Here is a 24,486-nt window from a genome sequence, read left to right as displayed (position 1 = left end):
CATGAAGGTCACCCGTGGCGTCGCCGCCTATATTCCACCCCCCTATCCAGTCTTGACGATCGGGAATTTTGACGGTCAACATCGGGGACACCTCGCGTTGCTTCAGGCAGTGGTGGAAGCGGCCCGGGCCACTGGCGGTACCCCCGTCGTGCTGACTTTCGACCCGCACCCCGTCAGAATCCTTGCGCCGCAGGTCGAATTGCGGTTTCTAACTTCGATGGAGGAGAAGCTCGAGCGATTTGCCAAAGCGGGGGTCGCGGAAGTGGTGTTTTTGGAGTTTACGCCGGCGCTCGCGGCGCTCACACCGGAGGAATTTGTCCGACAGGTGCTGTGTGAAGCGATCGGCGTTCGGGAGTTGTTCGTGGGGGATCATTTCGCGTTCGGGAAAGGTCGAGCCGGAAGGGTTGCGGACCTACAACGGTTGGCCGTCCGGTACGGATTTCGCGTGCATCCAATGCCCCCTGTCCGTGTCGATGGGGAGATTGTCAGTTCGACGCGCATCAGACAGTTGGTTCAGGAGGGCGAGATGGCGAAGGCCACTCGGTTGCTGGGAAGACCGTATGCGCTGAGCGGCGTGGTGGTGCGCGGAGAACACCGGGGGCAATCGATGGGCTGGCCGACCGCCAACCTTCATCTCCCTCCTGGCCGCGTCATTCCTCCGGACGGCGTCTATGCGACGATCATGGTCTGGCGAGAGCGAACGTTTCCCTCCGTAGCCTACATCGGCACGCGGCCGACTTTCGGTTCCGGTGAACGCCTGCTGGAGGTCTACGTGCTGGATGAGGCTCTGGATCTCTACGGCCAGGAGGTGTCGGTGCGGTTTATAGAGCGACTGCGCGGGGATCAGGTCTTCGCCAGCGCGGAAGAGCTGGCGGCCCGAATCACCGTCGATGTCAGTCTAGCGAGGGCAAGTCTCGGCAGAGCCTCACAAGCGGTGGATTCATGAACACAGGGGAGGCGAAAGGATCGGCTTCGGCTGCTCCGGCACGGCCCCGTCTGCTGGAGCGGGTCGTTGAAACGGTCCGGCGAAAAGGATTGTTCGAACCCGGCCACCGTCTCCTGGTAGCCGTGTCCGGCGGGCCCGATTCGGTCGCCCTTCTTGCGTTATTGCACGAGCTGGCACCTTCGTGGAAATTGGCGCTGTCGGCGGCCCATTTCAATTATGGGCTCCGAGGTCAAGAATCGGACGAGGACGCGGAATTCGTGGCCGATCTGTGCCGGCGATGGAGGATCGAATTGATTGCCCGGCGGCTCACGATTCCCGTTGGCGGCGGGTCGTTGCAGGAGAGGGCTCGGGTGGCCAGATATCAGGCGTTGGAAGAGATTGGCCAAAGTCTGGGTGCGAACCGCATTGCGTTGGGCCATACGGCCGACGACCAAGCGGAAACGGTGCTCATGTGGATGCTGCGGGGAGCGGGAATGACTGGCCTTGGAGGGATGCCGCCCATCCGGCAAGGACTTTTTGTCCGGCCTTTGCTTGACGTCCCTCGTGCGGATATCTTGGCGTATCTGGAGGCTCGGCACCTTACGTATCGAGTCGATTCGAGCAATGCGCGGGCCGTCTACTTCAGAAACCGCATCAGGCGGGAACTGTTGCCTGTCATCATGCGGTTGGCGCCGAGGGCGGTCGAGGCCATTGGACGGCTGGCCGAGGTGCTGCGCGAAGACAGCCTCTATCTGGACCACTATAGTGCCGAAGTTCTGGCCCGGCTGGTCACTGCCTCTGCGGAGGGAACGGTTTCGGTACATCGGGACGGCCTCCTCGCCCTGCCGACGGCCCTCCAACGCCGGATCGTCCGTGCGACGATCAGTCAAATCAATGGGATGGGGAAGTCGCCGTCCTTCGGGGCTGTCAACGCCGTGCTCGAACGGGTGGTGCGCGGACGATCCGGCACCGCATTGGCGGTGCGAGGAGCCTGGGTGGCGCGGGAAGGCGACCAGATTGTGTTCCGTCCCCATGGCAGTCCGGGACTGGTTGTTCACGGTGGAAGGCTGGGCTTGCAGGGCGATGCGGACGAGACGGTTGAGCGGGAGGTGCCGATCCCCTCCGCGATTGTTTGGGAAGCTACGGGACAACGCATCGAAGTCAAGTGGGCGGAGCCAGTCGAGGTACGGACGATGTTGTTCGAGGTGCACCGAGATCGGGCGGCAGTTTTCGACGCGGACCGGTTCACCCATCGGCTTCGGCTTCGGGGGTGGACGCCGGGGGACCTGTTTTATCCGCTTGGGATGCGGGGGCAGCGCAAGAAGCTGCAGGACTATTTCACCGATCTCAAAATCCCGCGAGCGGAACGTCGGCGCATCCCCTTGCTGGTTGCGCCGGAGGGTATCCTCTGGGTGGTCGGGTATCGGCCGGATCACCGGTTCGCCGCGGGCTCCTCGGCCGCGCGCGTGCTTGTGGCGACCGTGACCGGGAACGACGAGCGAGAAGGAGAGAGCTAACATGGAGCGCATCTTCGGACGACCAATCGTGACCCAGGAGGAGATGCGTGCGCGTATCAGAGAGCTTGGCCGACAAATCACCGCCGACTACGCCGGCAAGGATCTCATTCTGGTCGGAGTGCTCAAAGGCGCCTACGCCTTCTACGCCGATTTGGCCCGGGCGATCCGGATCCCGATGCGGGTCGATTTCATCATCGTGACCAGTTACAACTCGAAGACCCGAACTTCGGGTAAAGTGAAGATAGTGGCCGACCTCACCGAGGATATCCGAGGACGGGATGTGCTGTTGGTGGAGGACATCGTGGACTCCGGCCTCACGGTGCAATATTTGGTGAAGACCCTGGCAAAACGGAAGCCCCGATCGATCAAGGTTTGCACGCTCCTCAGCAAGCCGGAGCGCCGCAAGGTGGATGCCCAAGTGGACTATGTCGGTTTCAAAATCCCCAACAAGTACGTCGTCGGGTACGGATTGGATTATCAACAAAAGTACAGGAACCTGCCGTACTTGGCGGTGCTGGATACGGTCGAAGAGCCCGTATGAGGGGCCTAGCGCTGTTGTCAGTGCGCGAAAGACTGTGTTAACATTCAAACGCTTTTCGTGCGTGGGCCTTGCGAGGAGGAATTGAATGAATTCTCGGGTGAAGAATCTGTTGTTTTGGGTCGTCGTCGGCCTCTTCATGATCCTCCTGTTCAACCTCTTCAGCGTCCCGACCCATGCCCCAGAAGATGAAGTCATTTTCAGCGATTTCATGGCGCAACTGGACAAGGGCGAGGTGACGAAAGTCACCATCAAGGCCAATCATATCAGCGCCATCCTCAAAGACGGAACCCGCATCCGGACCTACGCCGTCGAATATCCCGAACTCGTTAAGCTCCTCCGCGAAAAGAACGTCCAGATCGAAGCCAAACCGCCGGACGAAAGCCCGTGGTATATCACGTTCCTGGTCACGTGGGGACCGTTCATCCTGTTCCTCGGGCTCTGGTTCTTTCTGATGCGCCAGATGCAGATCGGCGGGAATAAGGCGCTCTCGTTCGGGAAAAGCCGCGCGCGGATGCTGACCGAAGAGCGGAAAAAGGTAACGTTTTCCGATGTCGCCGGCATCGACGAGGCCAAAGAGGAGGTGCTGGAGATCATCGAATTCCTCAAGGACCCGCGCAAGTTCCAGAAACTCGGTGGCCGGATTCCCAAAGGAGTCTTGATCGTCGGACCGCCGGGAACTGGCAAGACTCTGCTAGCGAAGGCCATCGCGGGCGAGGCGGGCGTTCCATTCTTCAGCATCAGCGGGTCGGATTTTGTCGAGATGTTCGTCGGGGTCGGCGCGTCTCGTGTTCGGGATTTGTTCGAACAGGGGAAAAAGCACGCGCCCTGCATCATCTTCATTGACGAAATCGACGCGGTCGGCCGGTTGCGCGGAGCCGGGCTCGGAGGTGGTCATGACGAGCGTGAGCAGACCCTTAATCAATTGCTGGTCGAGATGGACGGGTTCGATACGACAGAGGGGGTGATTCTCATCGCCGCGACGAACCGACCCGACGTCTTGGACCCGGCGCTGCTGCGTCCGGGCCGTTTCGACCGACAGATCGTGGTGAACCGTCCCGATCTGCGCGGCCGTTCCGAGATCTTAAAGGTCCACACCAAGAAAGTGCCGATCGCGGCCGATGTCGAGCTGGAAAAGATCGCGCGCGGCACGCCTGGCTTTTCAGGTGCCGACTTGGAAAACCTGGTGAACGAGGCCGCCTTGTGGGCCGCGCGGCAAAATAAGAAGGAAGTGGAACTGGTCGATTTCGAAATGGCCAAGGACAAGGTCCTCATGGGGGCCGAACGCAAGAGCATGATCCTGAGCGACGAGGAAAAGCGGATCACCGCTTATCACGAAGCCGGGCATGCGCTCATGGCGAAGCTGTTGCCGGGCGCCGATCCAGTGCACAAGGTCACCATCATTCCGCGCGGCCGCGCGCTGGGCGTCACCATGCAGTTGCCCACAGATGACCGACACAACTATTCGAAGGAGTTCCTCTACAATACCCTGGCGATTCTGATGGGCGGGCGGGTGGCCGAGGAACTCGTGCTGAAACACATCACCACCGGAGCCGGCAACGATCTAGAACGCGCGACCGATCTGGCCAGGAAGATGGTGTGCGAATGGGGCATGAGTGAAAAGCTCGGACCGCTGACGTTCGGCAAAAAGGAAGAGGAGATCTTCCTCGGCCGCGAGATCGCGACCCGGCGCGACTTCAGCGAGCAGGTCGCGGTGGAGATCGATCACGAGATCAAGCGGCTCGTCACTGAGAATTACGAGCGCGCTAAGCGCATGTTGACCGAGCACATGACGACGCTCAAAGCTCTGGCCGAAGCGTTGTTGGAGAAGGAAGTGCTCGATGCGCCGGAGATCGATCAAATCATCATGCAATCGTCCGCTTCTCAGACTGTTCCTGCCTAGCCTCGATCAGTCTGCGTTCCGCAGCCCGAATTCGGGGACACCGGGCCTTCGGCGCGATGAAGCCGCCCGGCTCATGGCGTATTCGCGCTCTACAAGTCCCTTCCGCCGAGAAACAGAGCGATGGTCTCCGCACCTGCCGAGTCGTTCTCACGTGACGAGCTGGAGATTCGAGCCAGAGGCCGGGTGATCCAGTTCGGCGCTGGTCCATTGGTCGTCGGGATCTTAAACGTCACGCCCGACTCGTTCTTCGACGGCGGCAAGTATCTCGATCGCGAGGCGGCCGTGGCCCACGCGGTTGCCATGGCGGAGAGCGGTGCCGATCTTCTGGATATCGGGGCGGAATCCTCACGGCCGGGCTCGTTGCCGATCACCGAGGTGGAAGAACTGCGGCGCTTGATCCCTGTCGTCCAAGCCGTGTGCGACGCCGTTTCGATTCCCGTCTCGGTCGATACGACCAAAGCCTCCGTGGCCCGCCAGGCGTTGGAAGCCGGCGCGACGATCGTCAACGACATCAGCGGGCTGCGATTCGATCGGGACATGGCTGCGGTCGTCGCCGAAAGCGGGGCGGGTCTCGTGCTCATGCACATGCAAGGCACCCCCCGGACGATGCAGCACAATCCGGTGTATGCCGATGTCGTGCAGGACGTAAAGGCATTTTTCGCCGAACGGATCGAGGTCGCCGTCAAGGCAGGCATCTCGACGAAGCAGATCATTCTTGACCCGGGAATCGGATTTGGTAAGCTTTTGGGCCATAACCTGACCCTTTTGGCTCGCCTCCGCGAGTTGTCGGCGTTTCGTCGTCCCCTCATGGTCGGGGTGTCGCGGAAATCCTTCATCGGCCAAGTGCTTGACCGGCCTGTTGACGAACGATTGTTCGGGACGGCGGCCGCCGTCGCCGTCGCCGTTGCCCACGGTGCGGATCTGGTGCGGGTGCATGACGTGGCGGAGATGAAGGACGTGGTCAGAATGGTGAAAGCGATTATCGACTGGCGATCAGCGGCTGATCCCCACCACGAGACCTCTCCCGTTGTTCGAGAGAGGAACGGTGGGGATGCTGACAACTAGGGGAACGGAGGGTATGCGCAAGCTGTTCGGGACCGACGGAGTTCGCGGGGTTGCCAATCTGGAACCCATGACCTGCGAAACGGCGATGCAACTCGGGCGCGCAGCCGCTCATCTGTTCATGCGGCGCGCCGGCCGACACCAGATCGTCATCGGCAAAGACACCCGCTTGTCGGGCTACATGCTGGAGTCAGCCCTCACGTCCGGCATCTGCTCGATGGGCGTGGACGTGCTCTTGGTGGGACCGATGCCCACCCCGGCTATTGCCTTTCTGACCCGGAGTCTTCGGGCGGACGCGGGGGTGGTGATCTCAGCGTCCCACAATCCCTATCAGGACAACGGCATCAAGTTCTTTTCCAGCGACGGCTTCAAGCTGCCGGATGAGCTGGAAGCCAGAATGGAAGAACTGATCGTTTCGAACGAGATCAGCCATCTGCGGCCGACCGCGGAAGCGGTTGGGAAAGCGTTCCGGATCGACGACGCCGAAGGGCGCTACATCGAGTTCGTGAAACGTTCGTTGCCACGGGATCTGGATTTCCAGGGTATCAAGATCGTCGTGGATTGCGCCAACGGCGCCGCGTACAAGGTCGCGCCGACGGTGCTGCGCGAGTTGGGCGCGACGGTGGAGGTTATCGCCAACAAGCCCGACGGGACGAACATCAACGCTGGCTGCGGTGCGGTCTATCCTCAACTGCTGCAAGAGGCCGTCTGCCGGCATCGAGCCGATATCGGAATCGCGCTCGACGGCGACGCCGATCGCGCCATCTTCGTGTGCGAGCGGGGACAGGTCGTCGACGGCGACCACGTGATGGCGGCGTTGGCGCTCGATCTCGACGCGCGCGGACAGTTGGCTAAACGCACGGTCGTGGGCACGGTCATGAGCAACTTCGGGCTGGAGCTTACGATGGCGAAGGTGGGCATCACGCTGGTGCGCGCGCCGGTCGGCGACCGATACATTTTGGAACGCATGTTGGCCGACGGCTACAATTTCGGCGGCGAACAGTCTGGACATTTCATTTTCCTCGATCACAACACCACCGGCGACGGGCTCATTTCTGCGTTGCAGGTGCTGTCTCTGATGAAACGCACCGGCCAACCGCTGTCGGAACTGGCCAAGGTCATGACGGCGGTCCCCCAGGTGCTGCTCAACGTGCAGGTGAAGGAAAAACCGGACCTCGCAGGAATCCCGGCGATCCAGCGTGCGATCGAGGCCGGCGAAGCCAAACTAAACGGCGCCGGTCGTGTGCTGGTCCGCTACTCGGGGACGGAGTCGGTGCTCCGGATCATGGTCGAAGGGGAACACGACTCTCTGATCCGGGAAGTGGCCGATCAGCTTGCAGCGGTCGTTCAGGCGCATCTTGGATAGGCCCCGATCGCGCCCATAAGCCAGGGGCCATTCATGCTCCCGACCCTGACCGTCGCCTTCCTCACCGGCTTGGTTCTCGGGTCCTACTTACCCTATGTTCCTCTTTCCATTCTCGGCGTGCTGGTGGTGGCCGCCGTCGGCTTGACCTGGGTGGGAGAGGGCGCGCGCGAATCTCCACGAGGGCTCGTCCTCTATGCCGCTCTGTTGGTCGGCGTACTCTACTGGACCTTCTATACCTGGGCCGTCCATCGTCCTCCGCTTCCCGATCGGGCTAATTTGGCGCCCGCCAGGGTGCTTGGAACCGTGGTCGAGCCGGTGCGCTATGGGCCGGATCGTGCAGTCGTGATCGTCGAAGGCACGATCCGCGATCCTGGCGGAGGTCTCACGCGGGATGCTGGGCGAATTCGGCTGACCTGGCGAGAACCGGATCGCGCCTTTGTGCGGGGAGACCGGATCGAATTCTCGGTGCGGCTTCATTCCCCCACGGGACTCTTGAATCCTGGCGGATTCGACTACGCCGCCTATCTCGAACGGCAGGACATTCAAGCCATCGCCTCAGTGACGGGGCCGGGAGCAATCAGATCGGTCGAATCGGGTCAGGAATCGCTTCGGTGGGGACTCTGGCAGCGTGTCGATCGTTGGCGGGACGAGATCCGCCGCGCCGCGGTTGCGACGCTGCAGGGAACGGCTCTGGGCCTCTACTTGGGCATGATCGTCGGCGAACAGGGGTATCTCCCGCCGGAGGTGCGGGACGCCTTCATGGCGTCCGGCGTCGTGCACATTCTCTCCATCTCTGGTTCGCACCTCGGACTCATTGCGGTTCTGTGTTTCTGGGCGGTGAAGCGGCTCTGTATGATCCTCCCCACCTCATGGTTGCTGGTGCTCTCCCTGCGCGTCACCCCGACGCGGTTGGCCGCCGCCGTCACCGTCGTGCCGGTCACGTTCTACACAGCGTTGGCCGGGGCCGAAGTGGCAACCGTCCGCTCGCTGGTCATGATCCTGATGTTTCTCGCCGCCGTGTGGTTGGGGCGGGACAAGCACATGCGCTCGGCCCTCGCGTTCGCCGCTCTGTTGATCCTGTTCCATGATCCCCGTGCCCTGTTTGACATCTCGTTTCAACTGTCCTACCTCTCGGTCTTGGCCATTGCGCTCGCGTTGCCGACGACGCAAAGCAGCCAGGCCGATATGGCGCGCCTGGAGTTCCAACCCGTGAACTGGGTGGAATGGGGCAGGGAGTCCGTGCGGATAACCGGTGTGGTCACGCTCGCGACCCTCCCGCTAGTGGCCTATTATTTCAACCAAGTCGCGTGGATCGGGTTGATCGCCAACCTGATCGTCGTCCCGTTGACCGGATTGGCGTTGGTGCCGCTGGGCCTTGGATCGGCCGTATGGCTGTTGTCAGTGGGCGGAGATCGGTTGCCGGCTGCTACGCTGAATCAGATGCTCTTCGATCTGGCTGCGCGAATCGCCGATTGGTTTGCGTCCCTCCCGGGAGCGGAGTGGCACGTCGCCGCGCCGGCGGTTCCGGCCTTAGGCGCGTTTTACGCGTTCCTCTGGTGGGCCATGCGGCGGCAGAGCTCCGTGGCTTCTCGGATCGCCGCCGCGGTCACCATCGCGTTATTGCTGGGATGGTGGGGGTGGTCGCCGCGCGAACGACCGGATGGCGAAACGGTCCGGGTGACGTTTCTCGACGTAGGACAGGGTGATGCCACGGTCGTTGAACTGCCCGACGGGCGAACTGTGCTGATTGACGGCGGCGCGACTTCCGAGCGTTTCGACATGGGACGCCACGTTGTCGGCCCGTTTCTGTGGAATCGCGGAATACGATCGATCGATCATGTGATCGGGACCCATCCGCAGGTGGACCATGTCGGGGGGCTCGCCTGGATCCTTCGCCATTTCCCGGTCAGCCAGTATTGGGGAAACGGTGCTGCGAGAAGCGAGGTGTTTTATCGGAGGCTGGAAGGTGCACTGGCGGCGAGGGGGCTTGCCGAGCGTGTGGCGCAGGAAGGCGATGCCGTCATCGATTCAGAGGCGTGCCGGCTCTTCGTGCTCCATCCGCCGGCCGGTGCTGCGTCCGCCTTGTCGCCGCCCGCTCGCTTATCCGGGACGGCGCTCAACAACCACTCGGTCGTCACCCGGCTGGAATGCGGGTCGCTTTCATTTCTGTTTGCCGCCGATCTTGAGGCGCAAGGACTGCTGCGCCTGGTCGAGACCGGCAGCGCGCGGCCGGCGACGATTCTCAAGGTGCCCCATCACGGCGCGAAAAGCTCGCTGAGTCACCTCTGGCTGGAGCGCGTTCATCCGGCCGCCGCCGTGATTTCGGTCGGGCGGCACAATCCGTACGGACATCCCGCCGCCACAGTGTTGGAGGCGCTCGCCGCCGTCGGAAGCCGCATTTTGAGAACCGATGTCGACGGAGCAGTGTGGATAACAGCCCACGTGTCGTCGTCCAGAGTCACGATCCACACCATGAAAGAGTGGCTCTTGGCGCCGGTCCGTATTGGAGCCGCCATGACGGCCGCTGAGCGGCGAAACCTCTCCCGATTAAGATTCCGCTGGGGAATCCACTAACAACGGCTGAACAACAGGCGCAAGACGAGCGGCCCGAGGCAAGAGAATCGGGTCTCCTCCTCACCCGGTCATGCTGTTCACACGGCGGGAAGATCAAAGGCCCCGGTGACGGTTTTTTTTCCGCACGCGCCCGGTCCTCTCTTACGCGTCGACCCGCCCAAAATTGTGCATCCATCGAAATCTTGACGGATTTTTGTCCATCCTTGAATACGCGTCGGCCATTGATCTACCTGAAACTTCTTAGTTTTTAAGCGCATGGCACAAATGCTATCAAGGCATAGCATGTGCATGCCTGTTGCGCCGACCTGGTATCGTTTGTGACACAGTGGAGTCATGTGATGCCTAAATCGGTGCGGATTGTCATTCAACTTCCGGTGGAACTGAAGCGCCAGTTGGATGAGCTGAAACGGCAGGGCTATACGACCAGCGGCTTCATTCGGGCGATGTTGGAGCGGGAACTGCAGAAGTCCGAGCTGAGACCGACCGAGCTCAAACGGCTTCCGATCAGGCGGTGACGGCCATGCGCAGGAGCGGATCGGTTCGCCTGCAACGGGATCACACAGCGGCAGCGGACGTGTCGAACGACGAAGGGGGGAAAGCGAGGTGCCGCGTCTATCGGACATCATTCGGGAACAACATAATGCGGTGCCGGTGCCGAGCGGTATGAGCGGGACGTTCTATACGCCCTCTCATCGAGAAGCGGCTGCGGCAGAGGGAGTTGCGACCCTTTCGGATTCGGACTGGTATGAGTTGGCGAAAGGGGAAGTGTTGCGATTGGAACAAACCGTCCGGCAGGAGGCGGCGGTACGGATCGATCCTCTTGCGCAGGCGGCGTCCGGCATCGCGGCCGCGGTGCAGCGGGACGACACGTTGCTGTTGAAGGTCTTTTCGTGTTCGGACGGGCGGCTCCTCGCCACCAATCCTGTTCATGTCGCTATTCTCGCTGTGAAAATCGGCATCGGATTGGAATATGACGCCGTCGCGTTAGAGCGCCTGGCCTTGGCCGGGCTCCTTCACGACGTGGGCATGTTCGCGTTGCCGGAGATGTTGGTGATGAAACCCGCGGCATTGACGGCTGACGAACGAGCTCGAATCCAAACACACCCGCAGTTGGGTCATGAACTGCTGAGCAGGCTGGGCCCGAGTTACGGCTGGCTGGCGGGCCTCATCCGGCAGGAACACGAGCGCTGGGGCGGCCAAGGCTATCCCGATCGGTTGCAGGGCGTCCAGATTCACGACCACGCCCAATTGATCGGCCTGGCGGATGTGCTCGACGCGATGATCAGCCCCAGGCCCTATCGCCGCCGGATAGCGCCGCACTACGCGGTCAGGCGCTTGCTGGTGAACGAGAAGCAGACGTTTCCGCACCACCTGCTCAAGGCGCTCGTCGGGCAACTGTCCGTCTATCCGCTCGGCACCACCGTGCGGCTGAACACTGGGGAAGTCGGCACCGTGATTCAAGTCACTCCGCGGCACCCGCTGCGCCCCGTGCTCCGGATCGAGCAGACCGGCGAAAGCGACGGGGCGACGTCAGGCCGAATCCTGGACCTCGGCAAGACCACGCTCGTCCATATCGCGGAAGTGTTGGATCCTCCGGAAACGCAGTGAGTGCGAATCCATGAAGGCCGGACGCAGGATTGTTCACGCGGCCATGCCCGTTATGCTGGCGACAGCCTGCGCGGTCGGTTTGGCGGGATGCCGAAACCCCGCGCAATCCACGCTGCCACCGACAGCCATCACCAGGCCGGCCGAACCATTGCCGCCGCTGCCCAAAGGCGACGTCTATGCCGACGAAACCGTCGCCAGTTCTGACGCGCTGATCGAGCCGGGAGATACGTTGGATGTGACGATCCGGCGCGGAGCGGGAGAGGAAAAATTCAGCGCGGCGGTCCGCGAGTCGGGCACGGTCAGCCTGTCCTTCGTGGAAGTCGCGGTGGCCGGCATGACAGTGGCTCAGGCCGAGGCCCGTATTCAGGAGAGCGTGACGCCCTACATGCGCCAGCCGCGGGTTCAGGTGCAGTTGAAGAAGAAAGCCCTGCGCGTAAAACGGGTGTTCGTGTTCGGCGACGTCAAAAAGCCGGGGATGATTCCGATGTCGCGCAACATGACGGTCATCCAGGCGCTGGCGATGGCCGAGAACTACAACGAGACGGCGCTGCTGGAAGAGATCCGGATCATCCGCGGCGGCGACCTGCAACGGCCGAAGATTCTTACTGCCGACCTGGCCCGGCTCTACACCTACGGGGATTTCAGCCGGAATCTGCCGCTGGAGGAGAACGATATCGTGTTTGTGCCGCGCGAGCATCTCGGCGATGCGGCGGAAGCGGCCAAGAAGATCATGCCAATCGTGCAGACCGCCATTACGCCGTTCTATCCGGCCTTCATCATTCCCGCGTTCTTCCCTGGCGCGGTCGTTAGGTAGCGCGGAAAGCGTCGGCGCGTTCGGTGCGCCAGCGACGGGATGCATGGCCCAGTACGAACTCGACATCATCGACTACTGGCTGATTCTCAAGAAGCGGCGATACCTCATTCTGTTTTCCGCTGCGTTGGTGGTCGTCTTTACCTTCCTCTTCTCCCAGATGCTCCAACCCGAGCCGGTCTACGAAGCCACCGCCCGGGTGAAGTTCGACCGGAGCAGCACCGTCGCGCAACAATTGCTGGAATCTCTGTCGTTTTCCTCCGCCAACGATCTCAGCACGCAAACCGAGTTCATCCGGAGCTTCCCGGTGATGGAACGCGTGGCCCAGGAATTGGGCTTGGTGCCGGCGGAGCTGTCACCGGACGCGCGCCGGTCCGCCGAGTATCTGCATCGCATCTATGAACTGGGCCAGCGGATCAAGACCACGCGGGAACCCGACACCAACATCATCCGGATCACGGCCACAGCTGACCGGCCGGAGATGGCTGAACGAATGGCCAACGCGGTGGCCAACGCTTATCGCATCGAAAACATCACAGCCCGGAACCGGATGGTGATGGAATCGCGACGGTTCGTCGAAGAACAATTGGCCACGCTGGAACGGAAACTCAGCGAGGCGGAAGAGGCATTGCGAGCGTTTAAGGAACGGGAAGGGCAGGTGTTTCTGGCCGAGGAAGCCAAGGCCGCTTTGGAGACCTTCACCAAGTTGGAAGAGGAATACAACGCCGTCCTGCGCCGCAAAGACGAAACCGCCAAACAGATTCAGGCGTTGAGCAGGGGAGACGGAGACGCCGACGGCCAGATCGGGCGGATCTTCACGGAGGAGCCAAACGCGCTCCTGGGGATTCTTAACAACAAGTTGATGGACCTGCTGCAGGAGCGCTCCACGCTGCTGATCAACTACACCGTGCAGCATCCGAAGGTGCAGGAGCTGCAACGCAGGATTGCGAACGTCAAGGCGGAGATGACGCGCGAGTTGGCTTCCAAACTGAAGACGCTGAACGACCGGGAAGCGGCGCTGAAAGCGCAGATCGATCGCTATCGCGAGCGGTACCTGGCATTCCCCAAAGCGGCCATCGAGCTCAACCGGCTCGAACGCGAAGTAAAGGTGAATTCTGATCTGCACGCCACGCTCAAGATCAAACACCAGGAACTCCTGATCAAAAGCGCCGAGCAGATCGAGGAGGTAACGATCATCGCGCCGGCCGTCGCTCCCGCCGGCCCGGTCAACGCGCCCAATACCGGGTTGAACCTCATGGTCGGCTCCCTGATGGGCGTTTTCCTGGGCATCGTGCTCGCGTTTGCGCGGGAATCGTTCGATACGTCGATCGGCACGATCGAGGGCGTCGAGGACTTTCTCAAGGTGCCCGTGCTGGGCGTGATCCCGCAGTTCGACGACCGGGAGCTGGAAGAAGCGGCGAAGGCGTCCCTTCCGCCGAACACGCCGCGCGGGACGATCGAGAATTTCTCGAAATTGATCTGTCTCATCGATCCCAAGTCGGTCCTGTCGGAGAGTCTGCGGTCGCTGCGGACCAATATCCAGTTTGCGAGCATGGACCGGCGGGTGAAGTCCATCCTGTTCACCAGCGCGGGACTCGGGGAAGGGAAAAGCACCTGCGTGATCAACCTGGCGATTACCCTGGCCCAGGAAGGCCAACGCGTCTTGTTGGTGGACGCCGACCTCCGCCGGCCCATCGTCCATCAGCGACTGGGGCTCCCACGCGAGCCGGGCCTCGTGGATGCCTTGTTGGGCAGTATTACCTGGCGGAAATCGGTGCGATCGGCGACGGATTTGATGCTCGGGACCCTGGGTGTCGATCGGGTGATGACGAGCCCCGGCCTCGACAACCTTTTCCTGCTGACCAGCGGCTCTCCGTCCGGCAACCCCAGCGAGTTCATGAACCTGAACAAGATCAAGGCGCTGGTCACGGAGATGCAGGAGGAATACGACGTCGTGCTGTTCGATACGCCGCCGATCCTTCCCGTCACCGATGCCGTGGCGATAAGTTCGCGCGTCGACGGAACCATCCTTGTGTATCAGGTGGGACGGATCGGACGCCATGCGTTGAAGCGGGCCAAGTTCCTGCTCGACCACGCGCAGGCCAACGTGCTCGGCGTGGTGCTGACCAACGTCAGGGCGGAAATTTCAGCCGACGCCGGACTGTACCGGTACGAGTATCGCTGAGGCGGGTAAGCGACGGATGCCGCACGAGTCGTGAACCGTACGGCTTCCAATTGGCAAATGACGGTCGACGATTGATTGCCTTTTCAAAGGAGAAACCCGCAACCGAATGGCTGATTTGGCTCCTGCCCGTGGTGCTCGCGGCGTCCCTGGCGTTGTTGCTTGCCGGCACCAGGCCGACGACCAGCCTGACGTTGATCGCCGGCGTCATTCCGCTGCTCATCGCGTTCCTCTCTCCTCTCGCTGGCCTGTACGTCCTCGTGTTTTCCATGTTGCTCGGCCCAGAGTTTCTCGTCGGCAGTCTGGGCACTGGGGCGACGATGGGGAGGGGCATCACCCTGCGGTTCGACGACCTGCTGCTCGTCCTGGTCGGCCTGGCTTGGCTCGCGCGCGTCGCGGTGTCGAAGGATGCGGCGGCCTTCGTCCGGACGCCTCTCAACCGCACGATCATGCTCTACGTCACGGCCTGCGTCTTTGCCACGCTCATGGGGGTTCTCACGGGACGCGTCCGGCCGGCCGGAGGGTTTTTCTTTCTTCTGAAGTACTACGAATATTTCTTTCTCTATTTCATGACGGTGAATCTCGTCCACACCGAGACACAGATCAAGCACTTGGTCACTGCCAGCCTGCTGACCTGTTTCGTCGTGTCGCTGTACGCCATTTCGCAGATTCCGTCCGGCGCGCGCGTCTCCGCGCCGTTCGAGGGGGAAGAAGGAGAGCCCAACACCCTGGGCGGCTATCTGGTTTTCATGATGGCCGTCGTCTCCGGCTTGTTGGCGACGCACGGCGCCGTAGTGCGGCGCTGGCCGTTGGTTGGCTTGTTGGGAATCTGCGGGATCGCGTTGCAGGCGACGCTGTCGCGCGCTTCGTTTCTCGCGGCCGCCGTTGTTGCGCTCGGGTTTATGGTGTTCCTGCGGCGTCGTAGCCCCTTGTTGGTGGTGGTCTTATTGCTGAGCGTGGCTTCCGCGCCGTTCCTCGCGCCGCGCGCCGTCACAGAGCGCATCCTGTACACCTTCACCCAGCCGGAAGAAGAGGGACAGATCCATATCGGGCGGCTCAAGGTGGACACGTCGACGTCGGACCGCTTGCGCTCCTGGCAACGGTCGTTTGAGATATGGAAGCAATCGCCGCTGTGGGGGCACGGTGTGACCGGTGGTCCGTTCATGGATGCGATGTATCCCCGGGTGCTGACCGAAACCGGTCTGTTAGGCCTGTGTGCCTTCCTGGCGTTGATGTGGGCCGTCTGTCGAACCGGGAAGGCCGCCTATGAACGACTTCAGGATCCGTACCTGCGCGGGATCGCGCTCGGGTTCTTGTTCGGCTTCCTGGGGCTGCTCATTCATGCCATCGGCTCCAATACGTTCATCATCGTCCGCATCATGGAGCCGTTCTGGCTGTATGCAGGACTGGTGGTCAGGAGCATCATGTTGGCGCAGGCCGATCGGGGTGCGGACGAGGCAACGGCGGGATCGCGATGGGGCACGGGTCGAGAAGAACCGCGTATCTCGGAACGGGTTTTGTAAATGGCGAACACGAATGGCATCTCGCTGGGCCGCGTCACGGTCCAGTTGCTCTCCGGTCGAGCGATCGGCCACGTCCTGTTGCTGGTCAATTCAGTCGTGTTGGCGAGGGCGCTCGGCGTCGATGGGTTCGGCGAATATGCCTATGCCACGGGCTTCGCGGCGCTGCTCGCATTGGTTCCGAATCTCGGGGTGACAGCCGTCATTACCCGCGCGGTCGCCCGTGGCGACGAGACGGGCGGCGGGGTGGTCCGGGCTGGGCTGCTCATCCAAATCGGGCTGGCCGTCTTCGTGGTGGCGGCTGCTCCGTTCTGTGCGGCGTGGCTTCCCGAGCAGCCAGTGCCCTTGACCTATGTGATTTTGGCGGCGGCACAGCTCGCCGTGGGAAGCCTGAGCTGGCCGTATCTGGCGGTGTTGAGCGGTCGGGCGCGGTTTGATCTCGTGGCGAAAAGCGAGGTGCTGGCCGTCGGCGTGGCGACGGCTTGCCTCGTGGGCGCCGTGGCCCTTCACCGCGATGTACCAACCGTCCTGGCGGTGCAAGTCGTGGCCGCTCTGGCGGCGGTACTCATCGCCAGACGCGTGGCTGGTCCGCTTATCCCACGCGGCGGTGGAAGACCGTCGTGGCGTGCGGTCATGCAACAGGCGATGCCGTTCGGCGCCGCTACGGCCGTGCAAGGTCTTTATACCAAGGTGGATCTCATGCTCCTGGGCCAGATGGTCGGTGCTGCCATCGTAGGCCTGTACAGCGCGGCCTATAAGCCGGTCACCCTGGCGGTCTATTTCGGCGGAACAGTAGCGGGGGCGTTGTTTCCGTTGATGGCCAGACCCTTTCAGCAGGCCCCCGCCGCCTTTTCCCGCACCGTCAGAGGATTGCTGGCCGCCGCGCCGGCGATGGCGCTGCTCCTCACCGGTTGCGCCGGGCCGCTGTTGCGGGTGCTTTACGGTCCAGAGTTTCGGGCGGCAGTCCCGATGGCCATGGTGCTGGCGTGGTCTGCCGCCGCAAATTGGCTTTACGCGCCGTTCAGCGTGGCGCTCCAGGCCGGGCGTCGGGAACGTGAATGGCTCGCTGCGCTGGTCGGCGCACTGGTCCTCAACGTGGTTGGGAACTTGTGGGCGATCCCTCGGTGGGGCGGAGTGGGAGCAGCCGGGGTGACCGTGATATCCGAACTGGCTCTTCTCGGGTCTGTGCTGGTGCTGGCGAGTCGGGCAGGGAACGGGCTTGTCCCCGAGGTCAGGCAGTGGATGGTCGGCCTTAGCGCCGCTGCTGTTGGCGCGATCACGCTGTGGTGGCTTCAACCCTATGGCGAGATCCCGGCGACGGGCGGGGCACTTGCGGTCTATACCGGCCTGCTTCTCTGGTTCAGAAGTATCACGATCGAAGACGCCACCGCGGTTGCGGGGTGGGTTCGGCAGGCTGTCGCCGGCGAGGCTCGCGGGTAACTGCGAGCGGGCGCGAGTACAGAAAGATTCCGATCCATGGTGGACATCGACCCTCCGGGCACCTATCGTCCGCAATATCGAGTGCGATGGCGGGGCGTCGTCGGTTTCCTCGATCGCTTCCCGAGACTGAAGGAGCGCTTGGCCGGCGCGGCTCGGAAACTGCTCTCGCGCGTGTTCGAACCGGGACTGATCACGACCGAACGCGTGATCGAGTACCCCTTCATCTTTCAGAATCTGAACGGGATCACCGGTCCGATTCTGGACATCGGCTGCTGCAGCAGTGGAGAGCCGGTGGCGTTGGCTTCGCGCGGCTTTCAGGTCATCGGATTGGATATCAACGCCTATCCTTTCAAGCATCCGAACTTGGTCGCCTTGCGCGCCGATGCGCTTCGGACTCCGCTGGCGTCAGGGAGCGTCGCCGCGGTTCTGGCCGTCTCGGTGATCGAACACATCGGGATCGGGCATTACGGGGATCCGTGGTCCGAGGAGGGCGATCTGGAAGCCGTACGTGAGATTGCGCGGGTCCTGCGTCGGGGCGGCAAGGCGTTGATCACCGTGCCGTTCGGGCTCGCCATGCGTGACGATTTCCAGCGGGTCTACGATCCGGCGGGATTGCGCGCGCTGCTCGCGCCGTTGACCGTGCAGCGCGTCGAATACGCCAGAAGTCTCTCCGGCCTTTGGACGCCCTGTACCGAAGCGGAGGCGGCATCGGTCGATTGGCGGGGACCGTCGAGGGCCGTGGCGATGGTGGTCGCGACCGTGCCGGAGGGGGCGTCGGGTGCGCATCCTGGTTGACGGTCTCCCGTTGCTCGGAGAAGCCAGCATCGCCACGTATCTGCGGGAGTTGCTGCAGCACATGCGGGCCGCGGATGCCAGCCATGACTATGAGTTGTTTATGCGGTGCTTTCGATCACGCACCGCGCAGAAAGCCAAGCAGCTCTTTGCGGACCCCGCGATGGCCGGGTTCAAACCCCGGATCACGCGAGTGCCCGACCTGGTCATGGAATGGTGCTGGACGCGCGGGGCGTTTCACGTTCCGTGCACGGAGATCTGGCTCGGCCGGCCCGATGTCTTTCTCTCCACCATCTACGTGACGCCGGTCGTACGACGAACAGCGGTGGTCATGATCGCCTATGACGTGATTCCGCTGCGGTTCCCGCAATTCTACGGCGACGATCAGCCGCTGTTGGCCGCGCGTCTGCGGCGTGGCATCGAGCGAGCCGATGCGATTATCGCCATATCGGAATGCACGAAACGCGACTTTGTCCAAGTGCTGGGCGCAGACCCGGCCAAAATGCACGTGGTCTACCCGGGCGTCGATGCCCGATTCGGTCCCGCAGCGGATCGGGACCAAGTGGTCCTCGTCCGGCAACGCTACGGTCTCGCGAAGCCTTATCTGCTCTACGTAGGATCGTTGGGGCCGCACAAGAACGTCGAAACCCTGGTGCGCGTCTTTCGACGCCTGAAAACCGCCAAGCGGATTCCGCATCAACTGGTGCTCTGCGGTCGGGCTCAATGGGGGCCGGAGGTGGTCAAGGCCAGCCAGGATCTGATTCGTACCGGAGATTGCGTGGTCCTGGACTTCATCCCCGCCGCCGATGTGCCGCATCTGTACCACGGCGCCGAGGCCTTTGTGTTTCTCTCGCTCTATGAAGGCTTCGGTCTGCCACCGCTGGAAGCGATGGCCTGCGGCGTGCCAGTGGTCGCGTCGAACACCGGGTCGCTCCCAGAGGTCGTTGGCGATGCCGCGCTCCAAGTGCCGCCCACTGATGAGGAGGCCATCGCGCGTGCGTTGTCGACCGTGCTGACGGATGCCAATCTCCGGCGAGTCATGCGGGATCGCGGACTCAAACAGGCGGCACAGTTCAGTTGGCCGGCCGCGGCCCGTCGGACGCTGGATGTTCTCATGGAGGTGGCCCCACGCCCATGAGACGGCTCTTGTTCCTCGCCCCGGCGCCTCCTTCCGACCGGCGCGGTGGAGGAGCGTTGCGGATGCTACACATGGTGCGTTTCTTGGCAGAGCGGTTCGAGGTGGATTTGGTCGCACCGGCGATCGACGGCGTCGAGGAGACAGAACGGCTGCTGAAGGGCGTGTGCGCAGACATGGAGTTCGTCCCTCCTGCGCCGACATCGTGGCTCCGGCGCGCGGGACAGCTCGGGCCCTATGGAACAGATCTGGCCTTGCAAGAGGCTGTTCATCGCCGGCTGGCGTCGAAACAATACGGCGCCGCGCAGCTCGAAAAGCCAGCCATGATTCCGTATCTGCCGATCGACACCCGCGTGCCGATCGTGTTGGACGTGTGGGCCTACGGTTTGGCCGGCCCGCTGCGGGCACTCCGGCATGGAACCGGTGTGTTGCGCAGGGCTAGAACCTTCATCCAACTCTGCCGCTACGGGCTGTTCGATATGTTCTGCTGGCCTAAGACTGCTTGCGTGCTGGTGGTGTCTGAAGAAGACCGGGTCCGCTGCGAGCGGTCACGGCCGGGACGCAGGGTGCTGGTCATCCCGAACGGGGTGGATTGCGCCGCGGTTCGCCCCGATTGGAGCGACCGGCGCGGTTCGCCGATCGTGCTGTTCACCGGCGATCTAGGATTCGAGCCGAATATCGATGCGGCACGGTATCTTGCCGCGCAAGTCTTCCCGGCGGTCAAGCGGCATCGGCCTGATACGCAGTTGCGTCTTGTCGGCCGCAACCCGGGCGCGCGAGTGCGCGAGCTGGCGGGCGAGCGCGTGATCGTGATCGGCGACGTGCCCGACATGGTGCTGCATCTGCACGCGGCTACCGTCTATGCGGCGCCGCATTTCACCGGAGCAGGAACAAGAACCAAGTTGCTGGAAGCGATGGCCGCCGGGCTTCCTATCGTCACGACAACCATCGGCCTCCAAGGCATCGAGGCTGTACCGGGGCGCGACATCATCGTGGCCGACGACGCCGACGCCATGATCGCGGCGGTGTGCGGGCTGCTGGACGATTCGTCCGAACGGCGGCGCCTGGGTATAGCTGCGCGGCGGCTCGTCGAGGCGCGGTACGACTGGCCGCGCTGCCTTGCGCCGCTCGACCCGTTGTATCGCCGATTGTTGGAGTCGAAGGCGACGGCATGCTGAGCGTTTCCCTCGTCATCCCCGTTTTGAATGCGGCGCGGACATTGCCGCGCTGTCTGGCCGCGCTCGGCCGGCTCGATCCGAAGCCGGATGAGATCATTTTTGTCGACAACGGATCATCGGATGGCAGCCAGGGATTCGTGAAAGCGTTCGAATCCGAGCAGACGGGATGGACCGTTCGATGTCTGGTCCAGCCCGCACGCGGCGCCTCGGCGGCAAGGAATACGGGAATCAAAGCGTCGGCCGGAGAGATCATCGCCTTCACCGACGCCGATTGTGAACCGGACACGGACTGGGTGAAACGGCTCGTTGTTCCGTTCCAGGACCCGGCCGTCGGAGGAGTCGCCGGACGGATCGTGGGCGTCGCCGGTGGGTCGGTCGTGGAGCTCTTCAGTGCGTTGTACACGCTGCAATCACCGGAACAACCGTCTATCCATACGGCCTGGACCCCATGGGCTGGCGGATTTCCCACCGCGAACCTGGCCGTGCGGCGCTCTTTGCTCGAACAGCTCGGCGGATTCGACGAGAGCGTGGCGATCTACGGCGAGGACTACGATCTCTGTGCGCGTCTGTACCGACAGGGGGCGGCCATTGCCTATCGGCCCGAAGCGGTCGTGCGACACCATCATCGCACGACGCTGGCCGGGCTTCTCCGCCAAGCGTACGGGTTCGGATGCAGCCACGCCTATTTGTTCAGGCGCCACGGACCGAGGGGGCTCTGGTTGGAATTGCCGCGGTGTGCCGAGGTCTGGTCGTCGGTCCCCGTGAATGGGTGGGTAGATGGTGCCTCCGCCGACAAAAAAATGCTTGGGCTTCTGGCGCTGTGGTGGCTCTATCCGCCGCTGGGATGGCTGCTGCCGCTCTATGCTCTGTGGCTTATCAGGGAGGCGGGCAAACGAGCCGCGCGTGCCGGCGTCCCGCCTCCTGTGACCGTGGCCGTCTGCCTTGCGGGCTTGTTGCTCGCGAAATCGGCCGCCCTGACGGTCGGCCGGTGGCGGGGGGCGTTGCGGTATGGAGCCGTGTGCTTGTGAACGAGAAGGTGTCTGTCATCATCTGTTCGAAGGATCGACACGAGGATCTGATGCGGGCCGTCGCGTCGGTTCGGCGGTCCGGCAAGACAGGCGAGACGGCCGAGATCGTCGTCGTCGAAGAGACGGATGAGCCCCAAGCGATTCCCGGGGTCCGGTATGTCTCCCTTCCTCGGCGGGAGTACGGGTTCGGTTATGCCCGGAACGTGGCGGTGAAGGAGGCCGCCGGTGAGCTGCTGCTGTTCATCGACGATGATTGCGAAGCGGAACAGGGATGGGCCGATGAACTGGTCGCCCCGTTCCTGGAGAATCCGGCGGTCCTGGGGGTGGCGGGCGCGGTGCTGGTCAGACAGTGCGGTCTGCTGGGGTATGCCGAGAATATTTTGGGCTTCCCCGGCGGCGGCTTGCGCTATCTCCATCGGGCAAAAGGACGAGTCATGCCGACGACCTTTCTGTCTACGTGCAACTGCGCCTACCGGCGTCTTGCCATCTTGGAAGTCGGCGGGTTTTCGGAAGCAGCCCGGGCGGGCGGAGAAGATGCGCTCTTGGCTGAACAAGTGGCGAAGAAGGGCCTCTGCGTTTATGCACCGCGCGCCGTCGTCTATCATCGGACCAGAGACCAGTTCGGAGCCATCTTTACCTGGTTCGTGCGACGGGGATACAGCGAACTGGCGACCTGGAAACAGCATGTGGATCGAGTGTCGTATGGGTGGTACCTGCTCCGCAGTTCATGGACGATCCGCGTCGCAACGCTATTGGCTCCGGTCTTTGTGTGTCCACCGTTGGTGCGTCTGGTCCCGTTCCTGGCGTTGCTCTACTACGCGGCCATGCTGTGGCGTTTTCGCTTTGCGCGGGCGTACCCGGCGCATCGGCTGGCCTGGTGGATGGTGCCACTCGTGAAGATGACGATGGATCTTGGTACGGAAACCGGCCGATGGAAATATGTGCTGGAGCCGCGCAGGTCATGACGACGGCACATCCAGTCTTGCTGGTGTCCAATCACGCCGAGATCGTCGGCGGGGGAGAAGTCAGCTTGCTCATGCTCCTGGGAGCCCTCGACCGCGTTCGATGGGCGCCCATCGTCGTGGTGCCGGCCGAAGGCATGGTGGCTCGGCGGTGCCGCGCGATGGACATCCCGATCCACGTTGTGCCGATGCCGACCCTCCGCGGACTCGGTTCCAGGCTGCTTCAAGGCGTTTTGGCGTTTGCTCGCCTGATGCGGGACATGAAGGTCGCTCTCGTGCACGCCAATGGTTCGCGGGCGATGGTCTATGCGGGGTTGGCTTCCATGTGGGTGAGGCGACCGGTGATCTGGCACGTCCGGGTCGCGGAGTCGGACGGACGGTTGGACCGGGTCCTCTTCCGGCTGGCGGACCGGGTGATCGTGAATTCGGCCGCCGTCGGCGAACGCTTTGCCTGGGCGGACATGAAAAAGGTTCGATGCATCCATAACGGCGTCAACATGGTGCATTTTGCACCCAGGCCGGCGCCGAGGGACTTACGCAAACGACTGGGGATGGCGGAGGGCGAGCCAGTGGCGGCGAGCGTCGGGCGCTTTGTGGCGTATAAAGGGTACGGTGATCTGCTGGAGGCGGCGGCGTTGGTGCAGCGCGTCAGGCCGGATACCCGGTGGGTATTGGCGGGCGAAGGAGAACTTCGGAGCGGGTTGGAAGCGCAAAGCCGCAAGCTGGGTTTGGGCCTACGCGTTCATTTCACCGGCTGGCTCGACGATGTGCGCGAGGTGCTGGCGCTCTGCGATGTGTTTGTGTTGCCGTCCAGGGGGGAGCACTTCGGCCGTGTGCTCATCGAAGCCATGGCGATGGCCAAGCCGGTCGTCGCGACCGATGGAGGAGGGGTGCCTGAAATCGTTCGACACGGGGAGACGGGGCTACTGGTGCCGCCCGGCCGACCGGCGCATCTGGCTCAGGCGATCCTGATCCTCCTCAACGATCCGGCTTACGCGGTGACGCTGGGAATGGCCGGGCGGGAGCGGGTCGAGCGGGAATTCAGCCTGCCGAAGCATGTGGCGGCGGTTGAACAGCTCTATCTAGAACTATTGCGCGGATAGGTGACGGTCGTGGAAACCTGTGCGCTCTGCGGAGGAACCGACTGGCGGATCATCGAACAGGTCGGGGCGACGCGCGTCGTGCGCTGTGCGTGTGATCTAGTGTTCGTCACTCCGACGCCTCCACGCGACGTCATCGAACAAAGGTATCAGCGGGAGTACTACCGGGCGTGGGAACACCAGGCGAACGCGAGGCGGCGGATCTGGGATCGCCGCCTGAAGTTGGTCATGAGCCTCTGCCCCGTGCCTGGTCGATTGCTGGACCTCGGCTGCGGTGACGGGATGTTCCTCCAGGCCGCCAAAGCGCGGGGTTGGACGGTGACGGGCATCGAGTTGTCGCCCTACGCGGCTGAGACCGACACCGGTTTGGAGGTTCGCAGAGGCGAAGTGTGGGAGGCGGGATGGCCGGAGTCGTCTTTCGATGTCGTGACCGGCTGGCATGTCATGGAACATGTCTCCGATCCGCGACGCGTCCTGGCGGAACTGTACCGTGTCCTGCGACCGAACGGCTGGCTGGTGCTCGCTACGCCGAACCTTCATGACTATGTGTTTCGCGCCGCCTATCTGATAGCCCACTTGAAGTTGCCGTCTCTGTATGAACCAGATGAGCGAGAACTGCATCTGTTCCACTTCTCCGCCGCGACGCTCACGGGGCTGGTGTCAGCCGTGGGATTCCGAGACGTTCGGGTCGGGTTCGATCGCGGCGCTGCGGCCGAGTGGGGAAAACGGCTGGTCAATGCCGGGGCCTATGGGTGGTATCGGCTGACCGGACTGAACTGGGGGATTGGGCTCGAACTGGTTGCCCGGAAGCCGGCCTCGCCCGCGGGTACGGCGGGAGGATGACG

20 protein-coding genes are annotated in these 24,486 nt (G+C 62.8%); all 20 read left to right on the top strand.

Annotation, left to right across the window (positions count from 1 at the left end):
• The first annotated feature begins 1 nt into the window (after window position 1).
• Window positions 2–946 carry a bifunctional riboflavin kinase/FAD synthetase gene (locus ACWHTU_RS11405; RefSeq protein WP_447859485.1) on the top strand — a complete coding sequence of 315 codons (945 nt, stop codon included), beginning with the start codon at window positions 2–4 and terminating at the stop codon, window positions 944–946.
• Window positions 943–2,442 (top strand): tRNA lysidine(34) synthetase TilS, encoded by a 1,500-nt coding sequence (gene tilS, locus ACWHTU_RS11400; protein ID WP_447859484.1) that lies wholly within the window; start codon window positions 943–945, stop codon window positions 2,440–2,442. The genes ACWHTU_RS11405 and tilS overlap by 4 nt, the downstream gene beginning before the upstream one ends.
• Before the next feature lies 1 nt (window position 2,443).
• Window positions 2,444–2,983 carry a hypoxanthine phosphoribosyltransferase gene (gene hpt / locus ACWHTU_RS11395; protein ID WP_447859482.1) on the top strand — a complete coding sequence of 180 codons (540 nt, stop codon included), beginning with the start codon at window positions 2,444–2,446 and terminating at the stop codon, window positions 2,981–2,983.
• Between the two features lie 85 nt (window positions 2,984–3,068).
• Window positions 3,069–4,883 (top strand): ATP-dependent zinc metalloprotease FtsH, encoded by a 1,815-nt coding sequence (gene ftsH / locus ACWHTU_RS11390; RefSeq protein WP_447859481.1) that lies wholly within the window; start codon window positions 3,069–3,071, stop codon window positions 4,881–4,883.
• A 120-nt stretch (window positions 4,884–5,003) separates the two neighbouring features.
• Window positions 5,004–5,948, top strand: coding sequence for a dihydropteroate synthase (gene folP / locus ACWHTU_RS11385; protein ID WP_447859479.1), 945 nt, complete (start codon window positions 5,004–5,006; stop codon window positions 5,946–5,948).
• Between the two features lie 13 nt (window positions 5,949–5,961).
• Window positions 5,962–7,311, top strand: a complete 1,350-nt coding sequence (glmM, locus tag ACWHTU_RS11380) for a phosphoglucosamine mutase (protein WP_447863350.1) — start codon at window positions 5,962–5,964, stop codon at window positions 7,309–7,311.
• 33 nt (window positions 7,312–7,344) lie between these two features.
• Window positions 7,345–9,885: a DNA internalization-related competence protein ComEC/Rec2 gene (locus tag ACWHTU_RS11375; RefSeq protein WP_447859478.1), complete on the top strand. Its 2,541-nt coding sequence runs from the start codon at window positions 7,345–7,347 to the stop codon at window positions 9,883–9,885.
• A gap of 338 nt (window positions 9,886–10,223) precedes the next feature.
• The gene (locus ACWHTU_RS11370) at window positions 10,224–10,400 is read left to right on the top strand and encodes a hypothetical protein (protein WP_447859477.1); all 177 of its coding nucleotides are present in this window, start codon (window positions 10,224–10,226) and stop codon (window positions 10,398–10,400) included.
• Between the two features lie 88 nt (window positions 10,401–10,488).
• A complete protein-coding gene (locus tag ACWHTU_RS11365; RefSeq protein ID WP_447859476.1) occupies window positions 10,489–11,493 on the top strand; it encodes an HD-GYP domain-containing protein in 1,005 nt (334 codons plus the stop codon).
• 10 nt (window positions 11,494–11,503) lie between these two features.
• Window positions 11,504–12,307 (top strand): polysaccharide biosynthesis/export family protein, encoded by an 804-nt coding sequence (locus tag ACWHTU_RS11360; RefSeq protein WP_447859475.1) that lies wholly within the window; start codon window positions 11,504–11,506, stop codon window positions 12,305–12,307.
• Window positions 12,308–12,350: 43 nt separating this feature from the next.
• Entirely contained in the window at window positions 12,351–14,489 is a 2,139-nt protein-coding gene (locus ACWHTU_RS11355; protein WP_447859474.1) for a GumC family protein, read from the top strand.
• 71 nt (window positions 14,490–14,560) lie between these two features.
• Window positions 14,561–16,009, top strand: coding sequence for an O-antigen ligase family protein (locus tag ACWHTU_RS11350; RefSeq protein ID WP_447859473.1), 1,449 nt, complete (start codon window positions 14,561–14,563; stop codon window positions 16,007–16,009).
• Entirely contained in the window at window positions 16,010–17,446 is a 1,437-nt protein-coding gene (locus ACWHTU_RS11345) for an oligosaccharide flippase family protein (RefSeq protein WP_447859472.1), read from the top strand. It abuts the gene before it with no gap.
• 36 nt (window positions 17,447–17,482) lie between these two features.
• On the top strand, window positions 17,483–18,241 hold the full coding sequence (locus tag ACWHTU_RS11340; protein ID WP_447859471.1) for a class I SAM-dependent methyltransferase: 759 nt from the start codon (window positions 17,483–17,485) through the stop codon (window positions 18,239–18,241).
• A complete protein-coding gene (locus tag ACWHTU_RS11335; RefSeq protein ID WP_447859470.1) occupies window positions 18,225–19,376 on the top strand; it encodes a glycosyltransferase family 4 protein in 1,152 nt (383 codons plus the stop codon). The genes ACWHTU_RS11340 and ACWHTU_RS11335 overlap by 17 nt, the downstream gene beginning before the upstream one ends.
• Window positions 19,377–19,438: 62 nt before the next feature.
• Window positions 19,439–20,551, top strand: coding sequence for a glycosyltransferase family 4 protein (locus tag ACWHTU_RS11330; RefSeq protein ID WP_447859469.1), 1,113 nt, complete (start codon window positions 19,439–19,441; stop codon window positions 20,549–20,551).
• Window positions 20,545–21,579, top strand: coding sequence for a glycosyltransferase family 2 protein (locus ACWHTU_RS11325; RefSeq protein WP_447859468.1), 1,035 nt, complete (start codon window positions 20,545–20,547; stop codon window positions 21,577–21,579). The genes ACWHTU_RS11330 and ACWHTU_RS11325 overlap by 7 nt, the downstream gene beginning before the upstream one ends.
• A complete protein-coding gene (locus ACWHTU_RS11320) occupies window positions 21,576–22,544 on the top strand; it encodes a glycosyltransferase family 2 protein (RefSeq protein WP_447859467.1) in 969 nt (322 codons plus the stop codon). The genes ACWHTU_RS11325 and ACWHTU_RS11320 overlap by 4 nt, the downstream gene beginning before the upstream one ends.
• Window positions 22,541–23,644: a glycosyltransferase gene (locus tag ACWHTU_RS11315; protein WP_447859466.1), complete on the top strand. Its 1,104-nt coding sequence runs from the start codon at window positions 22,541–22,543 to the stop codon at window positions 23,642–23,644. Before ACWHTU_RS11320 ends, ACWHTU_RS11315 begins: the two co-directional genes overlap by 4 nt.
• Before the next feature lie 9 nt (window positions 23,645–23,653).
• Window positions 23,654–24,484 (top strand): class I SAM-dependent methyltransferase, encoded by an 831-nt coding sequence (locus ACWHTU_RS11310; RefSeq protein ID WP_447859465.1) that lies wholly within the window; start codon window positions 23,654–23,656, stop codon window positions 24,482–24,484.
• The last annotated feature ends 2 nt before the right edge of the window (window positions 24,485–24,486 follow it).

It is taken from the genome of Nitrospira calida, assembly GCF_976986435.1.
The sequence above is the reverse complement of the archived record's forward strand: the minus strand, read 5'-3'. Positions and strand labels throughout refer to the sequence as shown.

Coding starts and splice junctions, on each gene's coding strand:
- ACWHTU_RS11360 (WP_447859475.1), top strand. CDS start 11,504: ATGAAGGCCGGACGCAGGATTGTTCACGCGGCCATGCCCGTTATGCTG.
- folP (WP_447859479.1), top strand. CDS start 5,004: ATGGTCTCCGCACCTGCCGAGTCGTTCTCACGTGACGAGCTGGAGATT.
- ftsH (WP_447859481.1), top strand. CDS start 3,069: ATGAATTCTCGGGTGAAGAATCTGTTGTTTTGGGTCGTCGTCGGCCTC.
- ACWHTU_RS11405 (WP_447859485.1), top strand. CDS start 2: ATGAAGGTCACCCGTGGCGTCGCCGCCTATATTCCACCCCCCTATCCA.
- ACWHTU_RS11375 (WP_447859478.1), top strand. CDS start 7,345: ATGCTCCCGACCCTGACCGTCGCCTTCCTCACCGGCTTGGTTCTCGGG.
- ACWHTU_RS11315 (WP_447859466.1), top strand. CDS start 22,541: ATGACGACGGCACATCCAGTCTTGCTGGTGTCCAATCACGCCGAGATC.
- ACWHTU_RS11370 (WP_447859477.1), top strand. CDS start 10,224: ATGCCTAAATCGGTGCGGATTGTCATTCAACTTCCGGTGGAACTGAAG.
- glmM (WP_447863350.1), top strand. CDS start 5,962: ATGCGCAAGCTGTTCGGGACCGACGGAGTTCGCGGGGTTGCCAATCTG.
- ACWHTU_RS11340 (WP_447859471.1), top strand. CDS start 17,483: ATGGTGGACATCGACCCTCCGGGCACCTATCGTCCGCAATATCGAGTG.
- ACWHTU_RS11345 (WP_447859472.1), top strand. CDS start 16,010: ATGGCGAACACGAATGGCATCTCGCTGGGCCGCGTCACGGTCCAGTTG.
- ACWHTU_RS11325 (WP_447859468.1), top strand. CDS start 20,545: ATGCTGAGCGTTTCCCTCGTCATCCCCGTTTTGAATGCGGCGCGGACA.
- tilS (WP_447859484.1), top strand. CDS start 943: ATGAACACAGGGGAGGCGAAAGGATCGGCTTCGGCTGCTCCGGCACGG.
- hpt (WP_447859482.1), top strand. CDS start 2,444: ATGGAGCGCATCTTCGGACGACCAATCGTGACCCAGGAGGAGATGCGT.
- ACWHTU_RS11355 (WP_447859474.1), top strand. CDS start 12,351: ATGGCCCAGTACGAACTCGACATCATCGACTACTGGCTGATTCTCAAG.
- ACWHTU_RS11330 (WP_447859469.1), top strand. CDS start 19,439: ATGCTACACATGGTGCGTTTCTTGGCAGAGCGGTTCGAGGTGGATTTG.